Source organism: Salegentibacter holothuriorum, assembly GCF_900168045.1.
GTDB lineage: Bacteria > Bacteroidota > Bacteroidia > Flavobacteriales > Flavobacteriaceae > Salegentibacter > Salegentibacter holothuriorum.
The window spans coordinates 154,459-177,504 of record NZ_FUYY01000004.1 but is presented as its reverse complement, the minus strand read 5'-3'; the positions used below and the strand labels follow the sequence as shown (position 1 = coordinate 177,504).

The following is a 23,046-nucleotide window of genomic DNA, read 5'->3' as shown; positions in this document are numbered from 1 at the left end:
TTTTGTTTTGGGTTTGTTGTTTGTCGTGTCTATACTAAATATTTAAAATAAAAAATTGTCTTACTTTTTCTTTTTTGCATTGCCCAAAAAAGAAACAAAAAAGTCTAGGCTTACGAAACTTCAACTAGATTTATTGCTCAACCACTAAATTTTAGGAACTCGCCAGCGTAATAGATTAAACTTCAAAAATCCGTTTGGCTCAAATAGCCTAAAATTTTACGTGGTTTTCGCTTCAAATCTGACGTTAAATTTTCGATAGGCCGAGTATAGTTATAATTTATTTTAGCTTTATTACCAAATCATTAGCAAATACCATAGTGCCTTCTTTATGAATTATTTCATTGATTTCGCCCTCTTTATTCGCAGTGATAGTGGTTTCCATTTTCATTGCTTCAATCACAAATAACGGTTCGTTCTTTTTCACCTTCTGACCTTTTTCGACTAAAATTGAAGAAATAGATCCTTGTATAGGTGCGCCCACTTCCTTATCGTCCGATTTATCGACCTTTTGATGAACCACTTTTTCAACTTTGACCGATTTATCCTGAATTTTCACCGTTCTGGTCTGGCCATTTACTTTAAAGAAAGCGTCTACGAGTCCGTCTTCATCTGCAGTTCCCACCGATAAGAATTCGATAAGAAGGGTTTTTCCTTTATCCATTTCAACGGTAATCTCCTCTCCGGGTTGCATTCCGTAGAAAAAATTAGGAGTAGGAATATTCATTACTTCCCCGAATTTTCTATAATGATTAAAATATTCGGTAAATACTTTTGGGTATAATTTATACGAAAGGAAATCGGTCATTTCCAATTTTCGGCCCATTCCTTCTTTAAAAATATCACAGAATTCCTTAAATTCTTTTTCAAAATCTATGGGTTCTAAATGTGCATTAGGCCTGTCGGTATAAGGTTTTTGATCTTTTAAAATGATCCTTTGCACCTCAGCAGGAAAACCGCCGTGAGGCTGACCTAGATCACCTTTGAAGAAATTCACTACCGACTGTGGGAAGGAGAGGTTTTCTCCCTTCTCCATCACATCTTCAATACTCAAGTTATTACTCACCAGGTACTGCGCCATATCGCCCACCACCTTACTACTTGGTGTTACCTTAATAATATCGCCAAAGAGCTTATTCACTTTAGAATACATCGCGGTGATCTCGTGAAACCTGGAAGCCAGGCCTAAAGATTCGGCTTGAGGTTTAAGGTTAGAATATTGCCCGCCGGGAATTTCGTGTTTATAAACATCGGCAGTACCGGCTTTAAGACCGCTTTCAAACGGGAAATAATACTTTCTTACCGCTTCCCAATAATGCGAATACTCATTGAGTTTCTCCATATTGAAATCGGCTTTACGCTCGCCAGATTTTGTCATTTCCACCAGGGAATTAAAATTAGGCTGTGAGGTAAGTCCCGAGAGACCACCTAGAGCCACATCTACCACATCTACCCCCGCCTCTATGGCTTTCAAATAAGTAGCCGATTGTATGGAAGAAGTATCGTGAGTATGCAAATGTACCGGAATATTGATTTCTGCTTTTAACGCAGAAACCAGCTCGCCGGCGGCGTAAGGTTTTAGCAGCCCGGCCATATCTTTTATCGCTAAAATATGTGCACCTGCGTTTTCAATATCTTTCGCCAGCTGAAGATAATATTCCAAATTATACTTACTGTTTTTGTCAAGTATATCGCCGGTATAACAAATAGAAGCTTCAGCAAGTCCGGAAGTATTTTTACGCACGTACTCTATACAGGGCGCGATGGATTTCATCCAGTTTAAAGAATCGAAAATCCTAAAAATGTCCACCCCGTTTTCCCAGGCTTCAGCTACAAATTTTTCGATCAAATTATCGGGATAAGCGGTATAGCCTACACCGTTGGAACCTCGCATTAGCATTTGCAGTAAGATATTTGGCATTGCTTTCCGCAGTAGTTGCAAACGCTCCCAGGGATTTTCCTTTAAAAACCGAAGACAAACATCAAAAGTAGCACCTCCCCAAACTTCCATACTAAAAGTTTCGGGATGATTTTTAGCAAAACCTTCTGCCACTTTTAGCATATCTGTACTTCGCATCCTGGTGGCGAGCAAACTTTGATGTGCATCTCTAAAAGTAGTATCGGTAAAATGAATTTTCTTTTCATTCTTTAACCATTCAGCAAACTTTTCTGGGCCAAGCTCGGTAAGCAGATCTTTGGTTCCTTTTGGATATGCTGCATGGCGATCAAAAGCAGGAACATCGGCTTTAATTAGTTTAGGTTTTTTTATTATTTCCTTTACATCAGGATTTCCGTTTACCACCACATCACCCAAAAATTCGACCATCCTGGTTGCACGGTTTCGGGTTTCTTTCAGTTTAAATAGATCGGGATTATTGGCGATAAAATTCACGGTTACGCTTCCCTCCCTGAATTTTTCATGCTGAAGAATATTATCCAAAAACGGAATATTAGTTTTTACGCCCCTAATTCTGAATTCAGCTAAAGCACGTCGCATTTTACGGCAGGCACCATCTAAAGTTCTTCCGCTAGAAGAAACTTTTACCAACATTGAATCAAAGAAAGGCGAGATGGTCACACCCTGATACAAACTACCGGCGTCCAGCCTAATCCCAAATCCGGAAGCACTTCTATAAGTGGTAATGGTACCATAATCGGGTTGAAAATCGTTGGCGGGATCTTCGGTAGTAATTCTACATTGCAGTGCAAAACCGTTAGTGCTTAGCGAAGCCTGATCTTTAATTTTTATCTGCTCGTCGCTTAGTTTATATCCACCGGCAATAAACAACTGCGCTTTAACCAGATCTATTCCCGTTACAACTTCGGTAACAGTGTGCTCTACCTGAATCCTGGGATTCACTTCAATAAAGTAAATACTACCATCGTGATCTACCAGAAATTCTACCGTCCCAATATTATTATAATTCACCGCTTTACAAATATTCACGGCATACTCATAAAGTTTCTCCTTGGTGGTTTGGTTAAGGTTATACGAAGGGGCAAACTCGATCACCTTTTGATAGCGGCGTTGCACCGAGCAATCCCGCTCAAAAAGGTGCACCATATTCCCGTGGTTATCTCCCACGATCTGGATCTCAATATGCTTAGGATTCTCAATGAATTTTTCAATAAAAACGGTATCGTCCCCAAAGGCATTCAACGCTTCGCGTTTAGATTCTGAAAAAGCCTTTCTCAATTCAGCTTCTTCTCTAAGTACTCGCATCCCACGACCTCCACCACCGCTGGCAGCTTTCAGCATAATAGGATAGCCTATTCGGTCGGCTTCTTCTATGGCAATATCCAGGCTTTCCAGATCTTTTTCGTTACTCTGAATCACCGGAACATTATTCTTTACCGCTACTGTTTTCGCGGTAACTTTATCGCCCAGACTCTTTAATACCGAAACCTCGGGCCCAATAAAGATAATATTGTTGTCTTTACAGGCTTGTGCAAAATCGGCGTTTTCAGAGAGAAAACCGTAACCGGGATGGATAGCATCGGCACCTACCTCTTTTGCAGTATTGATTATCGCATCTATATCCAGGTAAGGTTTTAAGGGTTCCTTATCGGGGCCTATTTGGTAAGATTCATCGGCCTTATAGCGGTGCAGGGAGTAGCGATCTTCAAAGGTAAAAATACCTACAGTTCTAATTCCTATTTCGGTGCAGGCTCTAAAAATTCGAATCGCGATTTCCCCTCGATTGGCTACTAATACTTTTTGAATCTTCATGTTTTTGGTTAGGTTAGTTAGCAATAATTAGTTGTTGCTGTAAACTATTAAAACATTCAGAAGTATTGGATATCTATTATGCTAAATTTTATATAAAAGTTTTTTTCAGTTATCGGTTGTCGGTTATCAGTTATCAGTTGTGGGTTGTGGGTTATCGGTTATCGGTTTTCTGTGTTTTTCGTTTGTTGTTTGGGGTTTATTGTTTTGGGTCGCGCGTCATTGCGAGGACTGCGATAGCAGGACGTGGCAATCTGTTCCGGAATAGTTGTGGGTTCTCGGTTGTCAGTCGTGAGTTGTCGGCTGTGGGTTTTAAAAAAATATCCTGATTTCTGCCTCTTTATTCTTTTCTCTCTTCTCTTACCTCTTCACTACAAAAGATCGCCGCGCTCGTCCCTCCCTCGCGATGACGGTAAGGAGACTCCTCACTCCTCACTCTTCACTAAAAAACTACCTAATAAACACCGGCTCATTTTCTTTTTCGGTGTGTTCTTCGCTGAAGCGGTAATCCATATAATCGAAACCTTTGAGATCTTCCAGCGTATTTACATCTTTGTCTATAATATACCGCACCATTGATCCACGAGCTTTCTTAGCGTAAAAACTGATAATCTTTAATTTTCCGTTTTTGAAATCTTTAAAAACTGGCGAGATCACCTCAGCTTTTAGTTTTTTGGTATCTATAGCTTTAAAATATTCGTTGCTGGCCAGGTTAATAAAAAGTTCACCTTTTTCCATTTCTTCATTTAGCAATTTGCTAAGCTTTGGTTGCCAAATTTCATAAAGGCTGTCTTTACGCTCAATACCTACCGAAGTCCCCATTTCTAAACGATAAGGTTGCATCAAGTCTAGCGGTTTTAATATACCGTAAAGTCCGGAAAGGATGCGCAAGCTATCCTGCAGGCGATCCAGTTTTTCGGTGGGAATGGTATAGGCATCCAGGCCTGTGTAAACATCGCCGGCAAAAGCATACATCGCGGGGCGGGAATTCTTTTTGTTATGTTCTTCCTCGAAATCCTGGAAGCGGGTATAATTAAGATCGGCGAGCTTATCGCTGATGCTCATTAATTCTGAAATCTCATTCTTGGTCATTCTCGCCATCTTGCGATTAAGCTTGGCGGTGGTTTCCAAAAAAGCGGGCTGTGTGCCGCGAGTGGTAGGTAATTTAGATTCGTAATCCAGGCTTTTGGCCGGAGAAACAACAATTTTCATATTCAAGTGGTTTTTATCCCAAATATAAGTGAAAGCATAGAAAACAGGAAAGCCGCGTTTTATTAGTTTTTTATGGAAGAATAGTTATGAGTTATTGCGGTTGATAAAATTTTATCGCTTTACGGAAAACCCTTTTTTGGTTTCTGAATTAAATGTTAAATTGGGATGTTTAACTAATTCTACTAATGAGTATACCTTCCAACTTAACCAAAGAACATTTATTAAAAGCTTTCGATAAAATAGATCAAGAAGGAATTCCTGCAAATGGTCATTCTTCTACTTATGATGTGGAATACGAGGGAAATTATTATCCTCCTAAACTTGTAGTTTCTTACGCTAACTTATTTGCGAACGGAAATGAATTGGATAGGTCCACCTTTACTGGAGGTAAAGGCACAGATGCTTTTAAAATTTTAAAAACAGAAGGTTTTGAAATTATTGAAAAAAAGGAAGAATTCGCTTCAGAATTATTGCGATTTTTAGATCAAAGTAAAACTGATAATTTAAGTTACGGAGATTATAAAAAGAGATATAAAGGGTTAAAGGTTAAGGTAAGTTTTGGAAAAGGAAACCAAGCCTTGATACCTTGGATTGCTTTCTTAGGTCCTCATGATACTGTTATGGATGGAATTTATCCTGGTTATCTTTTATTTAAAAAACAAAAGAAATTAATCCTTATTTATGGAAAAAGTGAAACAAAAAAATCTAAAAGAAAGTGGGATGGAGAAAATGATTTAAATACAATTAACTCCTATTTCAAAGAAAACAATTTAGAAAAACCACGTCGATATGGTGACTCTTTCGTGTACAAGGCATACGATACTGATAATTTACCAACAGAGGAAAAATTAAACCGTGATTTAGATAAATTAATTGAAGTCTATAAATCACTAAATTCTAATTCAATACCTATAGACAGGTTGGTTACGGAAGATAGTGTAAAATTTGATTATCAAACATTTAAGAAGAATTCAAAAACAGCAGGTTTAATATTTAATAATAAATTGATTGTACGATTTATTGCCTCATTATGCACAAAACCATTCGTTATACTTACTGGTTTATCCGGTTCAGGTAAAACAAAATTAGCGCAAGCCTACGCTCAATGGATTTGCAAATATGATAGTCAATACTGCATCGTTCCAGTTGGTGCAGATTGGACCAATAAGGAACCTCTTCTTGGTTACCCAAATGCTTTGGATGATAATGATTATGTTAATCCAGAAAATGGTGTTTTAAATCTTATAAAGGACGCTATGAGCAATTCTGATCTACCATATTTTCTAATTCTGGATGAAATGAACTTAAGTCATGTGGAAAGATACTTTGCGGAATTTTTGAGTGCAATGGAATCGGATGAAGATATATCTCTCCATAATGGGCATGAAGAAAAAAATGGAGTGCCTCCTAAGATAACACTTCCTTCCAATTTATTTATAATTGGCACTGTAAACATTGACGAGACTACTTATATGTTTAGTCCTAAAGTTTTAGACAGAGCAAATACAATCGAATTTAGAGTCTCAGAAAAAGAGTTAGAGGATTTTTTCAACGACTTTATTCCTTTAAATTTAAATGGGCTTAAGGGCCAGGGAGCAAATATGGCCCAAAGCTTTTTAGATATTTCTAGGAAAAAGAAAGCTGGATTTGATGAAAACCTCAAAGCCACATTGTTAAAATTCTTTAATGAACTTAAAAAAACGGGGGCTGAATTTGGATATCGGACGGCTTCTGAGATAAGTACACTTTATTATCAATTACAAACAATAAATGACAGTTTGACTGAAGATGAGAAGCTGGATATCGCCATTATGCAGAAATTACTTCCTAAACTTCACGGCTCCAGACGGAAGTTATGTCCGGTGTTGATTACCCTTGGTTCTTTTTGTATTGAAAAGGAGCTGAATATCGAAACTGAGGTTTTTGAAAATTCCGATTTTGATTTGTCATCTAAAGTTGTAAAATATCCATTATCTCTGGAAAAGATAAAGAGAATGTACAAAGGTGCTATTGACCACGGTTTTGCAAGTTATGCTGAAGCTTAATGCAAGATAATAAATTAAATATACCCTTAGATCATATCCAGGACGGGCTTTCCCTTGAAGTAGTGGGAAACAATTCAAACCCTTTATTTTATTATACTGATGCGCAGTACAATGGCGAAGCACCTTATCAAATAATGGAAGGCCGGTTTTATCATTACCGTTTTTCTAAAAAGGAATATTGTTTTGAGCCATCTGAAGTTGTTGAACCTTCTCCTTTTTCCTCCAGTGAAGGCCGGCTTACGCCAAACATTTATACTGGAACATTAGAGCTAAATATTTTTAAATCCTTCGATATAGAAGTAGGGTCTGTTGGTATAGAGGTACAATCGGTAAAGGCTAGTTATAGGGAGGATTATCGGTTTATGTTAGAAGCTATTACAGATAAATGTACCGATTTGCTAATGCAAGCAAATTCGCCCGTAAGCCATAATTTTGAGGCAGATTTTTCAAATGAAAATGAAGGTACCATTTATCAAAGGTTTGCATTTATTAAATCTATTATCAACTCCGACGAATTTAAAGAATCTATTTATAGGATAATTACATTCCCCTCGACTACATGGATGGAGGAGTTAGAGACTACTGATAGCAGAAAAATAAGACGTTTCAAAAATTCGGAATTGAGACAATTAATAAATCGAAATCCGAGAGCAAAACTCCCTCTAAATCATCCACTTTCCAAAAGAGGATTAAACTCCATGCCCACCCGGATAGAGACAACAAGAAAAATAGATACTGTTGATACTCCTGAGAACAGATTTATCAAACACGCCTTGCAAACCTATCTAAAGTTATGCTCTACAATAATCTCGAATATCAAAACTGGGACTAGATTATTTAAGGAAGTTGAGGCTTTAAGTGAAAATATAGAAAATCAGCTTAGTCATTCATTCTTTCAAGAGATTTCTCGTCCTCACACTTTAAAGTTAAACAGCCCGGTTCTTCAAAGAAAAGAAGGCTATAGAGAGGTCTTAAGATCTTGGTTAATGTTTGATCTAGCTGCTAAATTAGTTTGGAAGGGTGGTGAAGATGTTTATAAGGCCAATAAAAGAGATGTAGCTACTTTATATGAATATTGGTTGTTTTTCACTTTACTGGATATGATCAGTGAAATATTTGACATTAAAGGAAAAGAAACATCTCAATTAATCAAAAAAACGAACGACGGATTAGGCCTGCAGCTCAGGCAAGGAAGGCATACGGCTTTAAAAGGGGTTTATAAAAGCGGAACGAGAAACCTAAATATTAAATTCAGTTTTAATCGAACGTTTAGTGGTAAAAAGAAATTTCCTAAAAGTGGCAGTTGGACTAAATCGATGAGACCTGATTATACATTGTCCATTTGGCCGGAGGAAATAAATGAAGATCAAGCAGAAAATGAAGAGCTGATTGTCCACTTACATTTTGATGCAAAATATAAGATTGAAAAGTTAATAGAAATTATAGATGCAGAAAATATAGGGAGTAATGAGGATTTATTAAGCTCGGAAAAGAAAGAGGAAAGGAAAGGTAAATATAAAAATGCCGATTTATTTAAAATGCATACCTATAAGGATGCAATAAGACGTACTGGAGGAGCTTATGTACTTTATCCGGGCGAGGAAAAACTAACTGAGAAAGGATTCCACGAATTGATACCTGGGCTAGGAGCGTTTCCCGTGCGCCCAAATAAGACGGATAATGGCACTTCAGATTTGAAAGTTTTTATTTTAGATGTATTAGATCATTTCTTAAATCGAGCTTCTCAACGTGAAAATATGGCTTTTCGCACTTTTGATATCCATAAAAAGAAACCAAATAATCTGAAAGAATCTATCCCCGAGGCTTATGGAAAAAATAGAAACTTTATTCCGGATGAAACCTTTGTATTAATCGGAGGTTATAAATCTCTCGCACATTTAGAATGGATTGAAGAAACGGGATTATATAATTTTAGAATGGATTCCGAGAGAGGTTCTATTATCCTTGATCAGCAAACTGTATCTGCCAAATATCTTTTAATCCATACTTTCAATGAAATAGTTTCAGGTAAATTATTTAAAATTAATAGTAGAGGTCCGAAAGTATATTCCGGAACCAGATTACATCAACTTGGATATCCATTTAAAGATTCAGGCAAAGGGAAAAATTACCTGGTCGTAGAAATTGCTCCTGTAGAGGATGAAGAATTCAAAAACCTTGACTGGAAATTTTCAAAACTCAAAAATTATAAAAGAGGAAGAGAATCCTTCAAACCCTTTACTTCAACTTTGACAGAATTAATGAATACAATAAATTCATAAAGTATCAGCAGAACTGGCTAGTTTTTATATCTTTTACATAAGTTTTTTTGCGTTAGGGATTGCAGTGGAAATCCTTTTTGCGAGGAACCAGGATCTTAATCTGAGTTGAGCTCAATTTAAAAACAAAGCCCGAAATATTAAATCTCGATTATCTAGCAAAAAGATTGCAACGTAAAGCCCGACCCGTTAGGGGAACGCCCCAATAATTTTTATGCTCTTTCTCCTATTCATTCTGCATTACCATTAACCGTAGTGACGAGATTCCAATAGAAAAAAGATGGACCTTAAAAAAAGGGCAGTTTATGATCTAATTTTTACAGGAGAAATAAGAACCTGTAACTGGTAAGATTTAAACTTGAAAAGGATACAGGTATTAAGTTTGGATCACTTTTTATAAAATAGCACCGGTTAGGCCGGTGTTATTTGATTTTTAGTATATTTTGAAAAGCTAACGGAATCATAGAAGTATTACTTTTACCGGATAATGAACATACCAGCTTATTAAGTGAAAAACGAAACCCGAGGAAATAAAAGATCAGATTCCAAATGGCTCCGGCGGGCAGGTATCGCTTTGGCTATAGTCCTACTAGCACCCACACTTTTGTTTACCATAGGATGGTTTAACAGGGACCTGCTTATAGATGAACTGCAGGAATGGTATAATGACAACAACAATGGTACGCTGGAAATTGGAGAGGTGAATACTACTTTTCTAAAGGGATTTCCGAATGTAAGTTTTAGCATTAAGGACATTTACCAGACCAGTTTCGACACCATCCTCGATAAAAGATCTTCCATTTTCATAAAGGAGGCCCAGGTAAGTATCGCTGCTACCGATCTTTTAAGCGGAGATCTTCAGTTCAAAAATATAGATATTTATAAAGCAGAAATATATTCAGAAGTTATCTCTGAAAGATCTGTCGATGAATATATCGGGTTAAAAAAGCAAAAACAGGCTCATCCCAATAACGGGATAGAGCTTCCCGGGTGGGTAGATCCTAAAAGAACAAATTTCAGTTTACGGGAAATAAGTTTTATCTCTAAAGATTCTATGCTGAATAAGTATTTCAATTTAGAGGTACAGCAGGCAATGGGAAAGATAAGAAGCAACAATGAAAAGATTATAGGAAGTCTGGATTTTAATATACTGGTGAAGGCTCTCGGCTTCAATACCAGAAAAGGAAGTTTTATTAATGGGTCTCTTGTTAGCGGTAATCCCAAATTTGTATTGAACGGGGAAAAGACCATGCTTACTATTCCCAAATTTCTGCTTGAAATTGGATCCCAGACCTTCACTACCAAAGCCGATCTTAATTTTAAAGGGATCAATGCCTATAGCTTTTCGCTTCATAATCCTGAAACCGATTTTCAGGAGCTCAGGGGCTTATTGCCAGATAGTATTTCCGCAAAACTTTTAACTTATGAAATATTAGAACCCCTGGAAACAAAGCTCAGTCTCAGCGGTGAATTTCAGTATGGTGATATCCCTTATATCGATGCCGATTTTTCGAGTCTTAATAACAAGCTGAAAATTGGTGATAGTCTGCAGTTAAGTGGATTCAACTTCAACGGCTATCTAACCAATACCTTAAAAAAAGGAGATAGCCTGGATAAACAGGAACCGGCCCGGCAGGATATCAAGATCTTCTTTGAAGATATATCAGCCAATGTGGAGGATATTAATATTTCAGCATTCGATTCTTACTTTCAGTCTTCAGAAGAAGCTTTGAATTTTGTAAATGCCAATCTAAATATGTCCGGCTCTAACGAAAGCCTGACCAGGCTTATGCAAACCGAAAATTTTGATTTCCTTGGCGGTAACTTTGTTCTGAACACTCATATTGAAGGTGATATTCCCGATCTTGCGGAAGTCTTCAACTATGCTACTGGAAATTTCACTTTAAAAAATACCCGGGTGGTGCTGCGAAAAAATAATCTTCAGCTACCCGTGGAGATCATAGACCTTCAACTGAATAATAAGAATTCGGTTTTGGAGCAGCTTAAAATAAGCCTGCCCAACGGAGAACAGCTGGTATTTAAGGGAACAATAGATAATGCTGCCTCACTTCTGGGCAGCGATCCTGTAATTCCCGCTTCTGCAGATGTAAGGCTCGATTCTGAAAAACTGAACATCAATGATCTCATTGCCACTGCCATGGAATTTATTCCGCCTTCAGAAAAATCAGCTAATAATTTAAACACCCTGCATGATAGCTTTGAAGCGCTCTATAAAAAATTTCAGCCCCGCTTTAAACTGGATCTAAAAACGGTGGAATACAATGAGAACCAGTTTAATGATCTCCTGGCAGATATTAGGCTATTAAATGCCGAGACTATACACTTGAACAACTTAAGTTTTAATTTTAATGACGCGTTTACCAAGTTACAAGGAAACCTGAAGATCCCGGAACCGAACAATGCAGTTCGGGAGCCCGTTTTTCTTAATGTGGAAGCAAGATCATCGGGGCCTGTTAAGGTTTTCCAGGAGCTTTTCAATATTCAATTGCTGGATATTAAGACAGGGGACTTTAGTTTCCTGGGAAATGTAACCGGAAATATTCAAGAATTCGAACAACTCCTGAATAACGCCAATGGTGATCTTAAGCTTACAAATACAAAATTCTATTATCCTAAAGCAGATATGGATATTCAGCTGGACTCCCTGAGCGTGGCCGTGCATGATTCTAACATCAGGCTAAAGAACTTTGTAGTAGAAATAGATGAACATCACCCTTTTGCGCTGCAAGGCTACGTAGAGGAATTTCCAGAATTCCTGCTGGATAGCGTCCCAGGCAAGGGCAAAATTTTTGTAGCTCTGGATGCGGCGTATGTAGACATGGATGAATGGTTGCATACCTTACACTCCATAGAACCAGACACACTTAATAAGCCTCTGAAAAACCGTGATCTGGCCGCCATATTTGCCGATATCTACCATTTTGACCCGGAGTTCAAAATCGCCGTAGATTCCATAAAATACAAGGACCTGGTCTCAAGGGAACTGGACGCAAAAGTATATTTTGAGAATGACTCTATCCTTAAGCTTGATGATTTAAGCATTAGGTATCAGGATTCTGAAGCCCTTATCAGGGGGGAATTGGCAGCTCATAAACTCCATGATCCTGAGGCTGATGAAAATCCCTTTAGTTTTGAATTTTCAGCAGAAGCTAAAGGTAAGTCCAAAGATCTTAATGAGCTCTTACAAACGGTGAATTTCACGTTGAGATCGGGTGATTTTAAGTTCAACGGAAGTTACCAGGGCGAGGCAAAGGATCTTAATATCCTGAATTCAAACGCCCGGGGAGACCTAATACTGGGCACTACCCTGGTAGATATTGAAGGTACAGATATTCAGATCCCGGTAGACAGCCTGCACCTGGAGATAAAGAACAATCTTGCTTCGCTGGAAAAGCTGGATGTAAACCTGCCCGGGAAAAGCGCTATAGATATCACCGGGGAGATAGACAATTTCTCTAATTTCATCAATAATGACCAGGCGGTGGATTCACATCGATCTTCTTTTATTATAAAGTCGCCCTATCTGGATAGCTGGGATATAAAAAAATTCCTTGGAATCACCACGAAGAAAATAGATACTTCTAAAAAACAGGAATTTAAAGTACAGGATCTAAAGGACCTTCTTAGCAACATCAATAACTCCTATTTTCCCTCGGCCAGTATAGAGATCGATTCTTTGATATATAATGATCTGGAGGTTTCAGATTTCACTTCCGGCATTGGCTTTAACAATGCGGGCGCGATAAGAATATCAGATACAGAACTTCAGTATTCTGGCGGTAGTATAGCGCTAATGATCGAAGCCGGAGTTGGAGACCCGGAAGATCTGCCGGTGAAGATAGCCATGAAAATTGAAAATATAGACCTGGGAAAACTGGTCAAAGACCTGGATTACTTTAATTATATAGAGCTGCGAAAGGCTAAAAAAATAAGTGGCAATCTGGACCTGAAATTGGATCTAAGCGGAAAATTCAATGGGCAGGATTCGCTGGAAATGAATTCCCTTAACGGTACTTTAGACCTGGATCTTACCAGTCTTGCTTTATATGAATTTGACCCCATTATAGAAAGCGTGGTGCTTTTAAAGGAAGAGCGTTTTGAGAAATTACAGTTTAGGCCCATCAGGCAAACTATTAAAGTGACCAATGGCAATATAAATATCCCGCGCACGCAGATACAGTCTTCTGCCCTGCATTTCTTCGTAGAAGGAGAATCTAAAATTGGAGAGTATTATAATATCTGGATCTCCCTGCCCTGGAATAATATCCTTAAAAGTCGCGACGGGACCAAATTACCGGAAAAGATCTCCTTCGACGAATCAGGGGTGAAATTCTATTTACAGATCATACAGGATAAAGAAAGTGAAAAGGCTGGTAAGCATAAGCTAAAGACCAAATTCAGACTCGGGAACAGGAAGCTTGAGAAAAGTAAAGAGAATTGATCAGGCTAATAATGCACAGGATCTGTATAGTGTTTGTGAGAAGTAATTCTCCTGTTTTAAATGGGTGGTTTTGCTGGTAAGTTTTAATGCTGGTTTAAAGAAAGTTAGCAGGCCGGAGAAGAGTGAGGGATTTAGTTCTCATAAAATGCTGACTCAATTCAACAAGTAATTTTCGTTAGGCGAAAAAAGGATGTAGATCCAGATATTATAGGCTTTATGCAGAAGTTGTGGAGAGAGCTTTATAAAGTAGTTTTATATTGGAAGGAAATATCCAATGAAACCTGTAATTTTAAGGGTAATAATAATTTAAAAGCTTAGGACTACTTCCCTAAAACATATATAAATATTAAGAAAAGAAAATTATGAGCAACGAGACCGAAACTTCAAAAACATTTGTAGCTGTAGATAGCATTGAATATGCTGAAAATTCCATAGTAAGTAAAACGATCCTGAAAAAACCCACAGGAAACATCACTTTATTTGCTTTTGACAAGGGAGAAGGCTTATCTGAGCATACCACACCCCACGATGCAATGCTTCAGGTTCTGGATGGCAAAGCTGAAATCACTATCGGAGGAAAGCTAAATGATCTACAGGCGGGACAAAGTATTATTTTACCTGCCAAGGTTCCACACGCGGTGAAGGCAAACGAAAAATTTAAAATGATGCTGACTATGATCAAAAGTTGATTGATATGCTCATTAAAAACACACTTTCCTTGATCGCGATTTCACAGAAAATTAAGCCAGGAAAATAAAATTCTTCGTAGTCTGAGGAAGTCCTTAAAAAATTGAAGACAATGCCTTTGAACTTAAAGAGAACATTAGCAACATACCGTGGCAGCATTTTGTGGTGTTTGTGAAGCGTTGAAAAGTCAGAGTAAACAACTTAGGAGCAAGCTCACGAAGCATTATTATTGGAAAATATAATTTGATTTCGAGGCAAGCCTCGGAGCATTTAATCTCGATTATCGAGTAAATGATTCAAATTGAATAAATTCATGCATATGGGTTACCGCTATGTCCTTTCTGGAAAATTGGAAGGTGTTAAAAAAAATTTTTAGGTAAACTACCTCGGGGCAAGCCCACGAGGCATTCGTTGGAAACAAATTTTTAATTTCGAGGCAAGCCTCGGGGTATTACACCCTTTGGCGGTGCCAATAAATATTTAATCAGATACATTAAGCTCCTTAGCTTATTTCACAAAAATCTTCACCCCTGTTCAGGCGAGCAAACTTTCCAGCGTTAGGGATTGCAGTGGAAATCCTTTTTGTGAGGCACCAAGAACCCGGCCTGTAGCAAGATGGTAATACTTTTAGGACAAACCCCTAAATATTAAATCTCGATTATCGAGCAAAAAGATTGCAGCGAAAAGCCCGGCCCGGTAGGGAAACGCCCAAATAATGTTTATTCTGCTTCTGCTATTCATTCTTCTATAATCATCTGCTTTTTTTTACAAAAACCTTCACTTCCGTTCAACCTATCAAAAGCTCCTATTTTCTTAAATTTCGGCTAAAAAAAATGAAGATCGCTGAAAAGTTTGAATTAGATGAGCGCCAGCAAGACCGCGTAATTGCTATGGCCTGGGAAGACCGCACGCCTTTTGAAGCCATTGAATACCAGTTTGGCCTTGCTGAAAAAGATGTCATAAAATTTATGCAGGAGCAAATGCACCCGCGCAACTGGAGAAAATGGCGCGCCAGGGTGCAGGGAAGAAAGACCAAGCACGCAAAACTAAGGGATAACGAGATCTCGAGGTTTAAATCTACTGCGCAACGCCAAATTACCGGGAATAGAATTTCAAAGAAAAAATATTGAGGATGCGTTAATTTCAATGTGTTTTTCCGTTTACAACATCTTTTTCCGTATCTTATAACTTCCTAAATTTTAAACGTATGGAAGGTTCTTCTAAATATCCAAAACTGGTAAAAGCATTTAGCGGTAGTTTTCTATGGAAAAATTCCGGCGGAATCATCATAGACTTTAACGGGGAGTTGCTCAATTCGGCGCATTATCAGTTTAAAAGTTCGGGTGGGAAATTCATTAAGATCAGGTTTAAACGCAAACTCTCTTCTGCTAAAAAATTACCGCAATTTATGTGTTCCTGGAAAATGATGACTAACGTGAATTGTTCGTTGAATTGAAAAGTTTCCTATATATCGTAGCTCAATTTAAATTCTTAACAGCTTAGACCTTTGAAATGAATTTAGGATTATGGATTCTACGTCATCCTGAATTTATTTCAGGATCTAGGATGAGCGTAAATTCTTTTCATGTTAGATGCTGAAACGAGTTCAGCATGACGTGAAACTCAACTACAAGTCTTCGTAAAGATCCTTCAAGTCTGGATTCATCGATTTTACCAGATTCCATTTCCATTCTTTATGCCAGTTTTTCAATTGTTTCTCCCTGGCTATGGCTTGATGAATTTCTGAAAATTCTTCGAAATAAATTAAAAATTTAAGGTGATATTTTCTGGCAAACAATGAGCCAATATCGCTTTTATGCTCATTGATGCGCTTCTTTAAGTCTGCAGTCACACCTATATAAATCATTGTTCTGGTAGAATTAGAGAGTATATAGATGTAGCTCTTTTGCATTTATAAATATAAATAAAGTTTAATTCATGTTAGACCCTGAAATAAATTCAGGGTGACGAACACCACGTCATCCTGAATTTATTTCAGGATCTAGGATGAGTTTAATTACGCATTATGGTGGACTTCTTAACATGTTATACCCCCGACAAAAAGTCGGGGCAGGCTCCGAAATGAATTCGGGGTGACGATTGGAAACTCACGCTGATTTCTTTCAGAGCCTGCACCCATTTGAATTCGGGTTACGATAGGAACGTCATGCTGAACTTGTTTCAGCATCTAACACGATCTAAATTCTTACCAACCTATACTCTCGATTTCAAAACAATTTAGACCCCCGATGATAAATCGGGGCAGGCTCCGAAATGAATTCGGGGTGACGATTGGAAACTCACGCTGATTTCTTTCAAAGCCTGCACCCATTTGAATTCGGGTTACGATAGGAACGTCATGCTGAACTTGTTCAGCATCTAACATGATCTAAATTATTACCAACCTATACTCTCGATTTCAAAACAACCTAGACCCCGAAATAAATTCGGGGTGACGGTAAGGACGTCTGAACTGGTTTCAAAGCCTGCACCGATTTGAATTCGGTCTCACGAAAGCTACGTCATGCTGAACTCGTTTCAGCATCTAAGCCTTTGGCAATTAAAAATCTCCCTAGTTAAAATCCTGTTATTTCAAACTTTCTTAACGCCTTAAGCTTTTAATTCCTCGCAACTTGCAAACCAACCAATAAAATAGAATTATGAATTTAAATGATAAAGTAGCCGTTATCACCGGCGCGAGTAGCGGAATTGGAAAATCTATTGCCGAAGAACTTTCGAAAAAAGGCTGTAAAGTGGCTCTTGCCAGTAGAAGTCTAGATAAATTAAAAGAAATTGGAAAAGGACTTAGTCAGAGTTTTGAAGTAGAATTAGATGTAACCAGCGACAAAAGTGTTAGTGAAGCTTTTGAGAAAATTTACGACCGTTTTGACAGGATAGATATTTTAGTGAATTCGGCCGGTGTAATGCCCCTCACTTATCTTAAAAATGAAAATCTTGAAGATTGGCTGCAAACTATTGAAGTAAACGTAAAAGGAACGCTGCGCTGTATACACGCCGTGCTACCTGCAATGAAAAAACAAAACAACGGACATATTATTAATATTGCCTCGGTAGACGGAAAAGAGATCTTTGAAGGTGGTGCTGTTTACGGTGCTTCTAAAGCCGCAGTGATAGAACTTTCCAGGGCGATGCGTATGGAACTTTCTCCCGATTTTAATATTCGGGTATCTTCTATAGAACCGGGAACAGTGGCAACCAGCCTTAGAGAAGATATCTCTGATGAAGAATTATTGGATGATAAAGATTACGGCGGTGATGAACCTAAATTATCGCCTAAAAATATTGCCGATGCAGTGCTTTACGCCACCACGCAACCCGATAGTGTGAATGTAAACGAGTTGCTTATAAAACCGACGGGTAAGAGTTAGAAACCCCTGCGGCCACCTACCCTTGAAAATAAAGAGGAATTTTTTAAACTTCACGCGGTTCTGAAATTCCGGGATTGCTATAGCATCTAACATGATAGACCCCGAAATAAATTCGGGATGACGAAAACCACGTCATCCTGAATTTATTTCAGGATCTAAGTTGAGCTAAAATATGTTTACTGTTAGATGCTGAAACGAGTTCAGCATGACGTGAGACTTGTTAACAATTACAACTCTTTGTAAAGGTTTTTCAAATTTGGATTTATAGATTTAGCTAAATTCCATTTTCATTCCTTATGCCAGTTTTTTAATTGTTTCTCTCTGGCGATGGCTTGATGAATTTCTGAAAACTCTTCGAAATAAATTAAAAACTTAAGGTGATATCTTCTGGTAAACAATGAGCCCATTTCGCTTTTATGCTCAGTGATTCGTTTTTTCAAATCTGAAGTCACACCTATATAAATCATTGTTCTGGTTGAATTGGAAAGTATGTAGATGTAGCTTTTCTTCATTTATAAATATAAATAAAGTTTAATTCATGTTAGCCCCCGAAATGAATTCGGGGTGACGAAAACCGCGTCATCCTGAATTTATTTCAGGATCTAGTATGAGTTTAAATACGCATTATGGTGGACTTTTTAACATGTTATACCCCCGACCAAAAATCGGGGCAGGCTCTGAAACAAGTTCAGGGTGACGGACACTTCCTGAATTGAACACGCGTCATCCTGAATTTATTTCAGGATCTAGTATGATTTTGATTTCTCCACAATTTAGACCCCGAAATAAATTCGGGGTGACGTTAAAAAAGTAAAGGAAATGGTTTACAAAACCTCTTTCTGATTTTTGGCGTAGTTGCGCCATTTCTCGATACAGGCCTGGATATCTTCAGGAATTTCGGTATTGAAGCTCATTGCCTCGCCGGTTTTTGGATGAATAAACCCAAGAGTTTTAGCGTGTAGTGCCTGGCGTGGTAATATCTTAAAGCAATTATCTACAAATTGTTTGTATTTACTAAATGTAGTACCCTTTAGGATCTTTTCACCGCCGTAGCGCTCGTCGTTAAAAAGGGTATGCCCAATATGTTTCATGTGTACCCGAATCTGGTGGGTTCTTCCGGTTTCCAGTTTACAGGAAACCAGGGTTACATAACCAAAACGTTCTAAAACCTTGTAATGGGTAACCGCAGGCTTTCCTTTTCCGGCTTCGTCACCCTCATAAACCGTATTTTGCAATCGGTTTTTGGGATGGCGGCCAATATTGCCTTCTACCCTGCCTTCATCTTCTTCAACATTACCCCAAACCAAAGCTACATATTCACGCTCGCTGGTTTTATCAAAAAACTGTTTAGAGAGATGTGCCATTGCTTCTTCAGTCTTTGCTATCACTAAAAGTCCGCTGGTATCTTTATCTATTCTATGTACAAGCCCGGGGCGATCACTGGAGTTGTTCGGGAGGTTTTCAAAATGATAAATTAATGCATTTATTAACGTACCACTATAATTGCCGTGACCGGGATGCACTACCATTCCGGCAGGTTTATTCACCACCAACAAGGTATCGTCTTCATAGACGATATCTAAAGGAATATTTTCTGGAGTAAGTAAAAATTCATAAGGCGGATGCTCGAACATTACCTGCACCACATCCCCCGATTTCACTTTGTAGTTTTGTTTTACCTGTTCTTCGTTAACATAAATATTACCGGTTTTCGCAGCTTTTTGAATTTTATTTCGGGTCGCATTTTCAATAAAATTCATTAAGAATTTATCTACTCGCAAAGGGTTTTGACCGGGACCGGCCTCAAATTTATGATGTTCGTATAAAGTCTCGTCCTGTTGCTCTATTTCGTTTTGTTCTTCGTCTTTCATTAAAATTCAATTTCTTCCTCTGCAGGAATTGTTGTATCCTGTCCTTCTTCATCCATTTCATACCTTCCGGAACCATCACCTAACACCAAATCTATGGTAGAAGTTTTCATTATCTCGTCTCCCGGTTCCAGTTTTTTACCTTTATGTCTTAATTCTAAAACAGCATCTTCAGCAATATCGGGTTTATAACTTACGTCTCCTATTTCAAAGCCTAAGGACCTCAAGGTAGGTTCTGCCTGTCTACGCGTCTTTCTAATTAAATCGGGAATCATTACTTTTCTATATCCTGAGGGATTTAAAGTAAGGTAGATTTTTCTATTTTCTTTCACAAATTGTCCCGCTTCCGGCACTTGTTCTATCACCGAATAACGCGGGAAATCGGGATTAAAATTTGCTGAATCCAGGATCTCAAATCTTAAATCTAGTGTCGCCAATTTATCGTCTACTTCATCTAAAGACTGTTTAGACAAATCTGGAACGGCTATACGCTGATCTTGATTTGTAGAGTAATCCAGCCATCTTAAAGCTAAGAAAGCAATTACCACCACTAAGATGGCGGCAATGATCAACTGAATTAAAAATGTTTTACTGAAAATAAATTTAAAGAATCCCATACATTTGTTTCTAAGCAGCAAAGATATAAAACCCCTGCTTTTGGTGGCAGATTGTTTGTAGATTTGTGATATCAGTTATTTGGTCTGGGTTTAAGCGTGTCAGCAATCATTATAAGCAGATCCAAATAGCTGAAAAGCTGTCAACTAAAAACTGATAACGGAGAAATGAAGAAAAAAATTGCCATCGCCATGGGCGGATATTCCAGTGAATATAGAATCTCTATTAACAGTGGGAATATGGTTTACAAACATTTAAACCGGGATTTGTACGAGCCTTACCGGGTGCATATTTTACAAAAAGAATGGTTTGTAGTGGCCGATGATGATACGCCTTACCCTATTAATAAAAATGACTTCACAGTTAAAATAGACGGAAAAATAATTTCTTTCGATTGTGTTTTTAATACTATTCACGGTACGCCGGGAGAAAACGGATTGTTACAGGCATACCTGGAATTAGTGGGTATTCCGCAGACTACTTGTGGTTACTACCAGGCAGCTTTAACTTTTAATAAGCGGGATCTTATAAGTGTTTTAAAGCCCTACGGAATAAAAACCGCGGTGAATTATTTTCTGGATAAAGAGGATAAAGTAAATGCGGAAGAAATAATTGCCAAAGTTGGTTTGCCATGTTTTGTAAAGGCCAACCGCGCCGGTAGTAGTTTTGGCATCACTAAAGTTAAGTCTGAAGAAGAATTGGTTCCCGCTACCAAAAATGCATTTAAAGAAGACGATGAAGTGATTATTGAGTCGTTTCTTGATGGCACCGAAGTTTCTGTGGGAGTGATTACATATAAAGGAAAAGTAAAAGCGCTTCCGGTAACCGAGATTATTTCTGAAAATGAATTCTTTGATTACGAGGCTAAATACTTGGGGAAATCGCAGGAGATTACGCCGGCTAATATTTCTGAAGAAAAAACCAAACAGGTGCAGAAAATCGCTAAACTGATTTATAAAAAACTTAAAATGCGCGGTTTTACCCGTTCTGAATTTATTTTCCATGATGGGGAACCTCATTTTATTGAAATGAATACCACGCCGGGATTAAGTCAGGCAAGTATTTTACCGCAACAGGCAGAAGCAGCAGGCATAAGTTTGACAGAACTTTATGGTAGCGCGATTGAGACGGCATTGAAAGCCCCCTAGCCCCCGAAGAGGGAATTCGAAAGGCTCTATAACTTAAAACTATAGTAATTCAATACGATAATTTTAAGTGTTAGGTTTTCTGATTATGCTTAAACGTCATCCTGAATTTATTTCAGGATCTAAGCTTTTGAACATCAAAACAAGTTAGAAGCTGAAACAAGTTCAGCTTGACGCAAAACATATTTTAAGTAAACATCATAGAGATTAATGCACTCCATTCGTAATGACGTTCTCAGCTGAGACCTTCTTATTGTATCCCTTGACTAATAGGCTATTTTGATTTTCACCCACATTTATTATTACTATATTTCTTTCAAATTTTGAAATGACTAAATTTGGTTTCCCGTCTTCACGGGAAAGACTAAAATACTATTATGAGCAAAGCAGTTTTTCCGGGGTCTTTTGATCCTATTACTTTAGGCCACACCGATATTATTGAAAGGGCGCTTCCGCTTTTTGAGGAGATTATTCTGGCTATTGGGACAAATTCCAACAAAAACTATATGTTTTCATTGGAGGAACGACTGCACTTCTTAAAGGAAACTTTTAAAAATGAACCCAAAATAACCGTAACCACTTACAAAGGACTTACGGTAGATTTCTGTAAGAAACAAAATGCCGGTTTCCTCCTACGCGGTTTGCGAAATGCACAAGATTTGGAGTTTGAAAAAGCTATTGGACAAACCAACTATAAAATGAGCGGCATAGACACCCTGTTTTTTATCACTTCTTCAGGAAAAAGTCATATTTCTTCTACCGTAGTTCGGGATGTGATTCGCAATAACGGCGATTATGAGTTTATGGTACCGGATGTTGTAAGAAAATAGTAAACAGCTGTAATACAAAACTATAGAAAATAAATCTAATTTTATTTTTTAGTAATTTTGTCTAAATACTTATTAAGATGGATATCAAAACAACTAAGCTGAAATTACTAAAAACCATTTTGGAAAATGAAAATTCAGAATTTATCCAAAAAGTTGCTGATTTTGTCCAAAATGAGAACCCGGATTTTTGGAATGAATTAAGCGAAACTGAACGAGAAGAAATTAAACAAGGAATTGAAGAGTTAAATCAGGGAAAGAGGGTTTCATATAAATCATTCTTAAAGAAGATTTCCTGATGAAAGTTTATCTTTCTGAACTTGCCGAATCAAAATTATTACGTTTATCTGAATACTTAATAGAAAAATGGAATAGGCGAACCAGAGATAAATTCTTCGTAAAATTAACTAACAAAATAGATCAAATTTCATCCCAACCTTATAGTTGCCCAAAGTCAGAAAAGTTTAACGGACTATACAAATGCGTAGTCACAAATCAAACTACTTTTTATTATCGAATTGAATCAGATGAGATTGAAATCATAACTGTTTTTGACACCAGACAGGATCCAGGAAAATTAAAAAAGGATTTATAAAACAAGAGAACGCTCTTCCTTGCTAGAAGATGGTATCCGGCGTATGGAGAACAAATGACAGTTGTAACTTTAAAGCACTTCTCGATAAATCCCGATTGCATCGGGACACTCGAAGTGACGGCAGGTTTTCAATAAAAGATCGCCGCACTACGTTCCTTCGCTCGCAATGACAAAGAAAAAAGCATCGTCATTGCGATG

17 protein-coding genes are annotated in these 23,046 nt (G+C 37.8%); 11 read left to right on the top strand and 6 right to left on the bottom strand.

Annotated features, from left to right (window positions below):
• Positions 1 to 277 precede the first annotated feature (277 nt).
• Complete coding sequence (locus B5X51_RS11305; RefSeq protein WP_079721292.1) at positions 278 to 3,727, bottom strand: pyruvate carboxylase; 3,450 nt, start codon at positions 3,725 to 3,727, stop codon at positions 278 to 280.
• 447 nt (positions 3,728 to 4,174) lie between these two features.
• Positions 4,175 to 4,936 carry a peroxide stress protein YaaA gene (yaaA, locus tag B5X51_RS11300; RefSeq protein WP_079721291.1) on the bottom strand — a complete coding sequence of 254 codons (762 nt, stop codon included), beginning with the start codon at positions 4,934 to 4,936 and terminating at the stop codon, positions 4,175 to 4,177.
• A 185-nt stretch (positions 4,937 to 5,121) separates the two neighbouring features.
• Here yaaA and B5X51_RS11295 point away from each other — a divergent pair, with 185 nt between their 5' ends.
• The 6 genes from B5X51_RS11295 (at position 5,122) to B5X51_RS11270 (ending at position 15,865) form a co-directional block, all read left to right on the top strand.
• Entirely contained in the window at positions 5,122 to 6,981 is a 1,860-nt protein-coding gene (locus tag B5X51_RS11295; RefSeq protein ID WP_079721290.1) for an MrcB family domain-containing protein, read from the top strand.
• Entirely contained in the window at positions 6,981 to 9,263 is a 2,283-nt protein-coding gene (locus B5X51_RS11290) for a DUF2357 domain-containing protein (protein WP_079721289.1), read from the top strand. The genes B5X51_RS11295 and B5X51_RS11290 overlap by 1 nt, the downstream gene beginning before the upstream one ends.
• A 505-nt stretch (positions 9,264 to 9,768) precedes the next feature.
• The gene (locus tag B5X51_RS11285; protein ID WP_079721288.1) at positions 9,769 to 13,722 is read left to right on the top strand and encodes an AsmA family protein; all 3,954 of its coding nucleotides are present in this window, start codon (positions 9,769 to 9,771) and stop codon (positions 13,720 to 13,722) included.
• A 362-nt stretch (positions 13,723 to 14,084) separates the two neighbouring features.
• Entirely contained in the window at positions 14,085 to 14,411 is a 327-nt protein-coding gene (locus tag B5X51_RS11280; RefSeq protein WP_079721287.1) for a cupin domain-containing protein, read from the top strand.
• An 831-nt stretch (positions 14,412 to 15,242) separates the two neighbouring features.
• A complete protein-coding gene (locus B5X51_RS11275; protein ID WP_079721286.1) occupies positions 15,243 to 15,539 on the top strand; it encodes a TIGR03643 family protein in 297 nt (98 codons plus the stop codon).
• 77 nt (positions 15,540 to 15,616) lie between these two features.
• Entirely contained in the window at positions 15,617 to 15,865 is a 249-nt protein-coding gene (locus B5X51_RS11270) for a hypothetical protein (protein ID WP_079721285.1), read from the top strand.
• A gap of 171 nt (positions 15,866 to 16,036) precedes the next feature.
• Here the strand turns inward: B5X51_RS11270 and B5X51_RS11265 are convergent, their stop codons facing one another.
• Complete coding sequence (locus B5X51_RS11265) at positions 16,037 to 16,321, bottom strand: GIY-YIG nuclease family protein (RefSeq protein ID WP_079721284.1); 285 nt, start codon at positions 16,319 to 16,321, stop codon at positions 16,037 to 16,039.
• A gap of 748 nt (positions 16,322 to 17,069) precedes the next feature.
• On the opposite strand from B5X51_RS11265, the gene B5X51_RS11255 reads away from it, so the two are divergent.
• The gene (locus B5X51_RS11255) at positions 17,070 to 17,798 is read left to right on the top strand and encodes an SDR family oxidoreductase (protein WP_079721282.1); all 729 of its coding nucleotides are present in this window, start codon (positions 17,070 to 17,072) and stop codon (positions 17,796 to 17,798) included.
• A gap of 287 nt (positions 17,799 to 18,085) precedes the next feature.
• Here the strand turns inward: B5X51_RS11255 and B5X51_RS11250 are convergent, their stop codons facing one another.
• The 3 genes from B5X51_RS11250 to B5X51_RS11240 form a co-directional block, all read right to left on the bottom strand.
• The gene (locus B5X51_RS11250) at positions 18,086 to 18,310 is read right to left on the bottom strand and encodes a GIY-YIG nuclease family protein (RefSeq protein WP_079721281.1); all 225 of its coding nucleotides are present in this window, start codon (positions 18,308 to 18,310) and stop codon (positions 18,086 to 18,088) included.
• Positions 18,311 to 18,622: 312 nt separating this feature from the next.
• Positions 18,623 to 19,669: an RluA family pseudouridine synthase gene (locus tag B5X51_RS11245; RefSeq protein ID WP_079721280.1), complete on the bottom strand. Its 1,047-nt coding sequence runs from the start codon at positions 19,667 to 19,669 to the stop codon at positions 18,623 to 18,625.
• Positions 19,669 to 20,283: a PASTA domain-containing protein gene (locus B5X51_RS11240; RefSeq protein ID WP_079721279.1), complete on the bottom strand. Its 615-nt coding sequence runs from the start codon at positions 20,281 to 20,283 to the stop codon at positions 19,669 to 19,671. Before B5X51_RS11240 ends, B5X51_RS11245 begins: the two co-directional genes overlap by 1 nt.
• A 165-nt stretch (positions 20,284 to 20,448) precedes the next feature.
• On the opposite strand from B5X51_RS11240, the gene B5X51_RS11235 reads away from it, so the two are divergent.
• The 4 genes from B5X51_RS11235 (at position 20,449) to B5X51_RS16100 (ending at position 22,848) form a co-directional block, all read left to right on the top strand.
• A complete protein-coding gene (locus B5X51_RS11235) occupies positions 20,449 to 21,429 on the top strand; it encodes a D-alanine--D-alanine ligase (protein ID WP_079721278.1) in 981 nt (326 codons plus the stop codon).
• Between the two features lie 374 nt (positions 21,430 to 21,803).
• Entirely contained in the window at positions 21,804 to 22,256 is a 453-nt protein-coding gene (gene coaD, locus B5X51_RS11230) for a pantetheine-phosphate adenylyltransferase (RefSeq protein WP_079721277.1), read from the top strand.
• 77 nt (positions 22,257 to 22,333) lie between these two features.
• Positions 22,334 to 22,552 carry a hypothetical protein gene (locus B5X51_RS11225; RefSeq protein WP_079721276.1) on the top strand — a complete coding sequence of 73 codons (219 nt, stop codon included), beginning with the start codon at positions 22,334 to 22,336 and terminating at the stop codon, positions 22,550 to 22,552.
• Positions 22,552 to 22,848 carry a type II toxin-antitoxin system RelE/ParE family toxin gene (locus B5X51_RS16100; RefSeq protein WP_079721275.1) on the top strand — a complete coding sequence of 99 codons (297 nt, stop codon included), beginning with the start codon at positions 22,552 to 22,554 and terminating at the stop codon, positions 22,846 to 22,848. The genes B5X51_RS11225 and B5X51_RS16100 overlap by 1 nt, the downstream gene beginning before the upstream one ends.
• The last annotated feature ends 198 nt before the right edge of the window (positions 22,849 to 23,046 follow it).

Coding starts and splice junctions, on each gene's coding strand:
- B5X51_RS11235 (WP_079721278.1), top strand. CDS start 20,449: ATGAAGAAAAAAATTGCCATCGCCATGGGCGGATATTCCAGTGAATAT.
- B5X51_RS11270 (WP_079721285.1), top strand. CDS start 15,617: ATGGAAGGTTCTTCTAAATATCCAAAACTGGTAAAAGCATTTAGCGGT.
- B5X51_RS11280 (WP_079721287.1), top strand. CDS start 14,085: ATGAGCAACGAGACCGAAACTTCAAAAACATTTGTAGCTGTAGATAGC.
- B5X51_RS16100 (WP_079721275.1), top strand. CDS start 22,552: ATGAAAGTTTATCTTTCTGAACTTGCCGAATCAAAATTATTACGTTTA.
- B5X51_RS11290 (WP_079721289.1), top strand. CDS start 6,981: ATGCAAGATAATAAATTAAATATACCCTTAGATCATATCCAGGACGGG.
- coaD (WP_079721277.1), top strand. CDS start 21,804: ATGAGCAAAGCAGTTTTTCCGGGGTCTTTTGATCCTATTACTTTAGGC.
- B5X51_RS11275 (WP_079721286.1), top strand. CDS start 15,243: ATGAAGATCGCTGAAAAGTTTGAATTAGATGAGCGCCAGCAAGACCGC.
- yaaA (WP_079721291.1), bottom strand. CDS start 4,936: ATGAAAATTGTTGTTTCTCCGGCCAAAAGCCTGGATTACGAATCTAAA.
- B5X51_RS11265 (WP_079721284.1), bottom strand. CDS start 16,321: ATGCAAAAGAGCTACATCTATATACTCTCTAATTCTACCAGAACAATG.
- B5X51_RS11225 (WP_079721276.1), top strand. CDS start 22,334: ATGGATATCAAAACAACTAAGCTGAAATTACTAAAAACCATTTTGGAA.
- B5X51_RS11250 (WP_079721281.1), bottom strand. CDS start 18,310: ATGAAGAAAAGCTACATCTACATACTTTCCAATTCAACCAGAACAATG.
- B5X51_RS11305 (WP_079721292.1), bottom strand. CDS start 3,727: ATGAAGATTCAAAAAGTATTAGTAGCCAATCGAGGGGAAATCGCGATT.
- B5X51_RS11240 (WP_079721279.1), bottom strand. CDS start 20,283: ATGGGATTCTTTAAATTTATTTTCAGTAAAACATTTTTAATTCAGTTG.
- B5X51_RS11295 (WP_079721290.1), top strand. CDS start 5,122: ATGAGTATACCTTCCAACTTAACCAAAGAACATTTATTAAAAGCTTTC.
- B5X51_RS11255 (WP_079721282.1), top strand. CDS start 17,070: ATGAATTTAAATGATAAAGTAGCCGTTATCACCGGCGCGAGTAGCGGA.
- B5X51_RS11245 (WP_079721280.1), bottom strand. CDS start 19,669: ATGAAAGACGAAGAACAAAACGAAATAGAGCAACAGGACGAGACTTTA.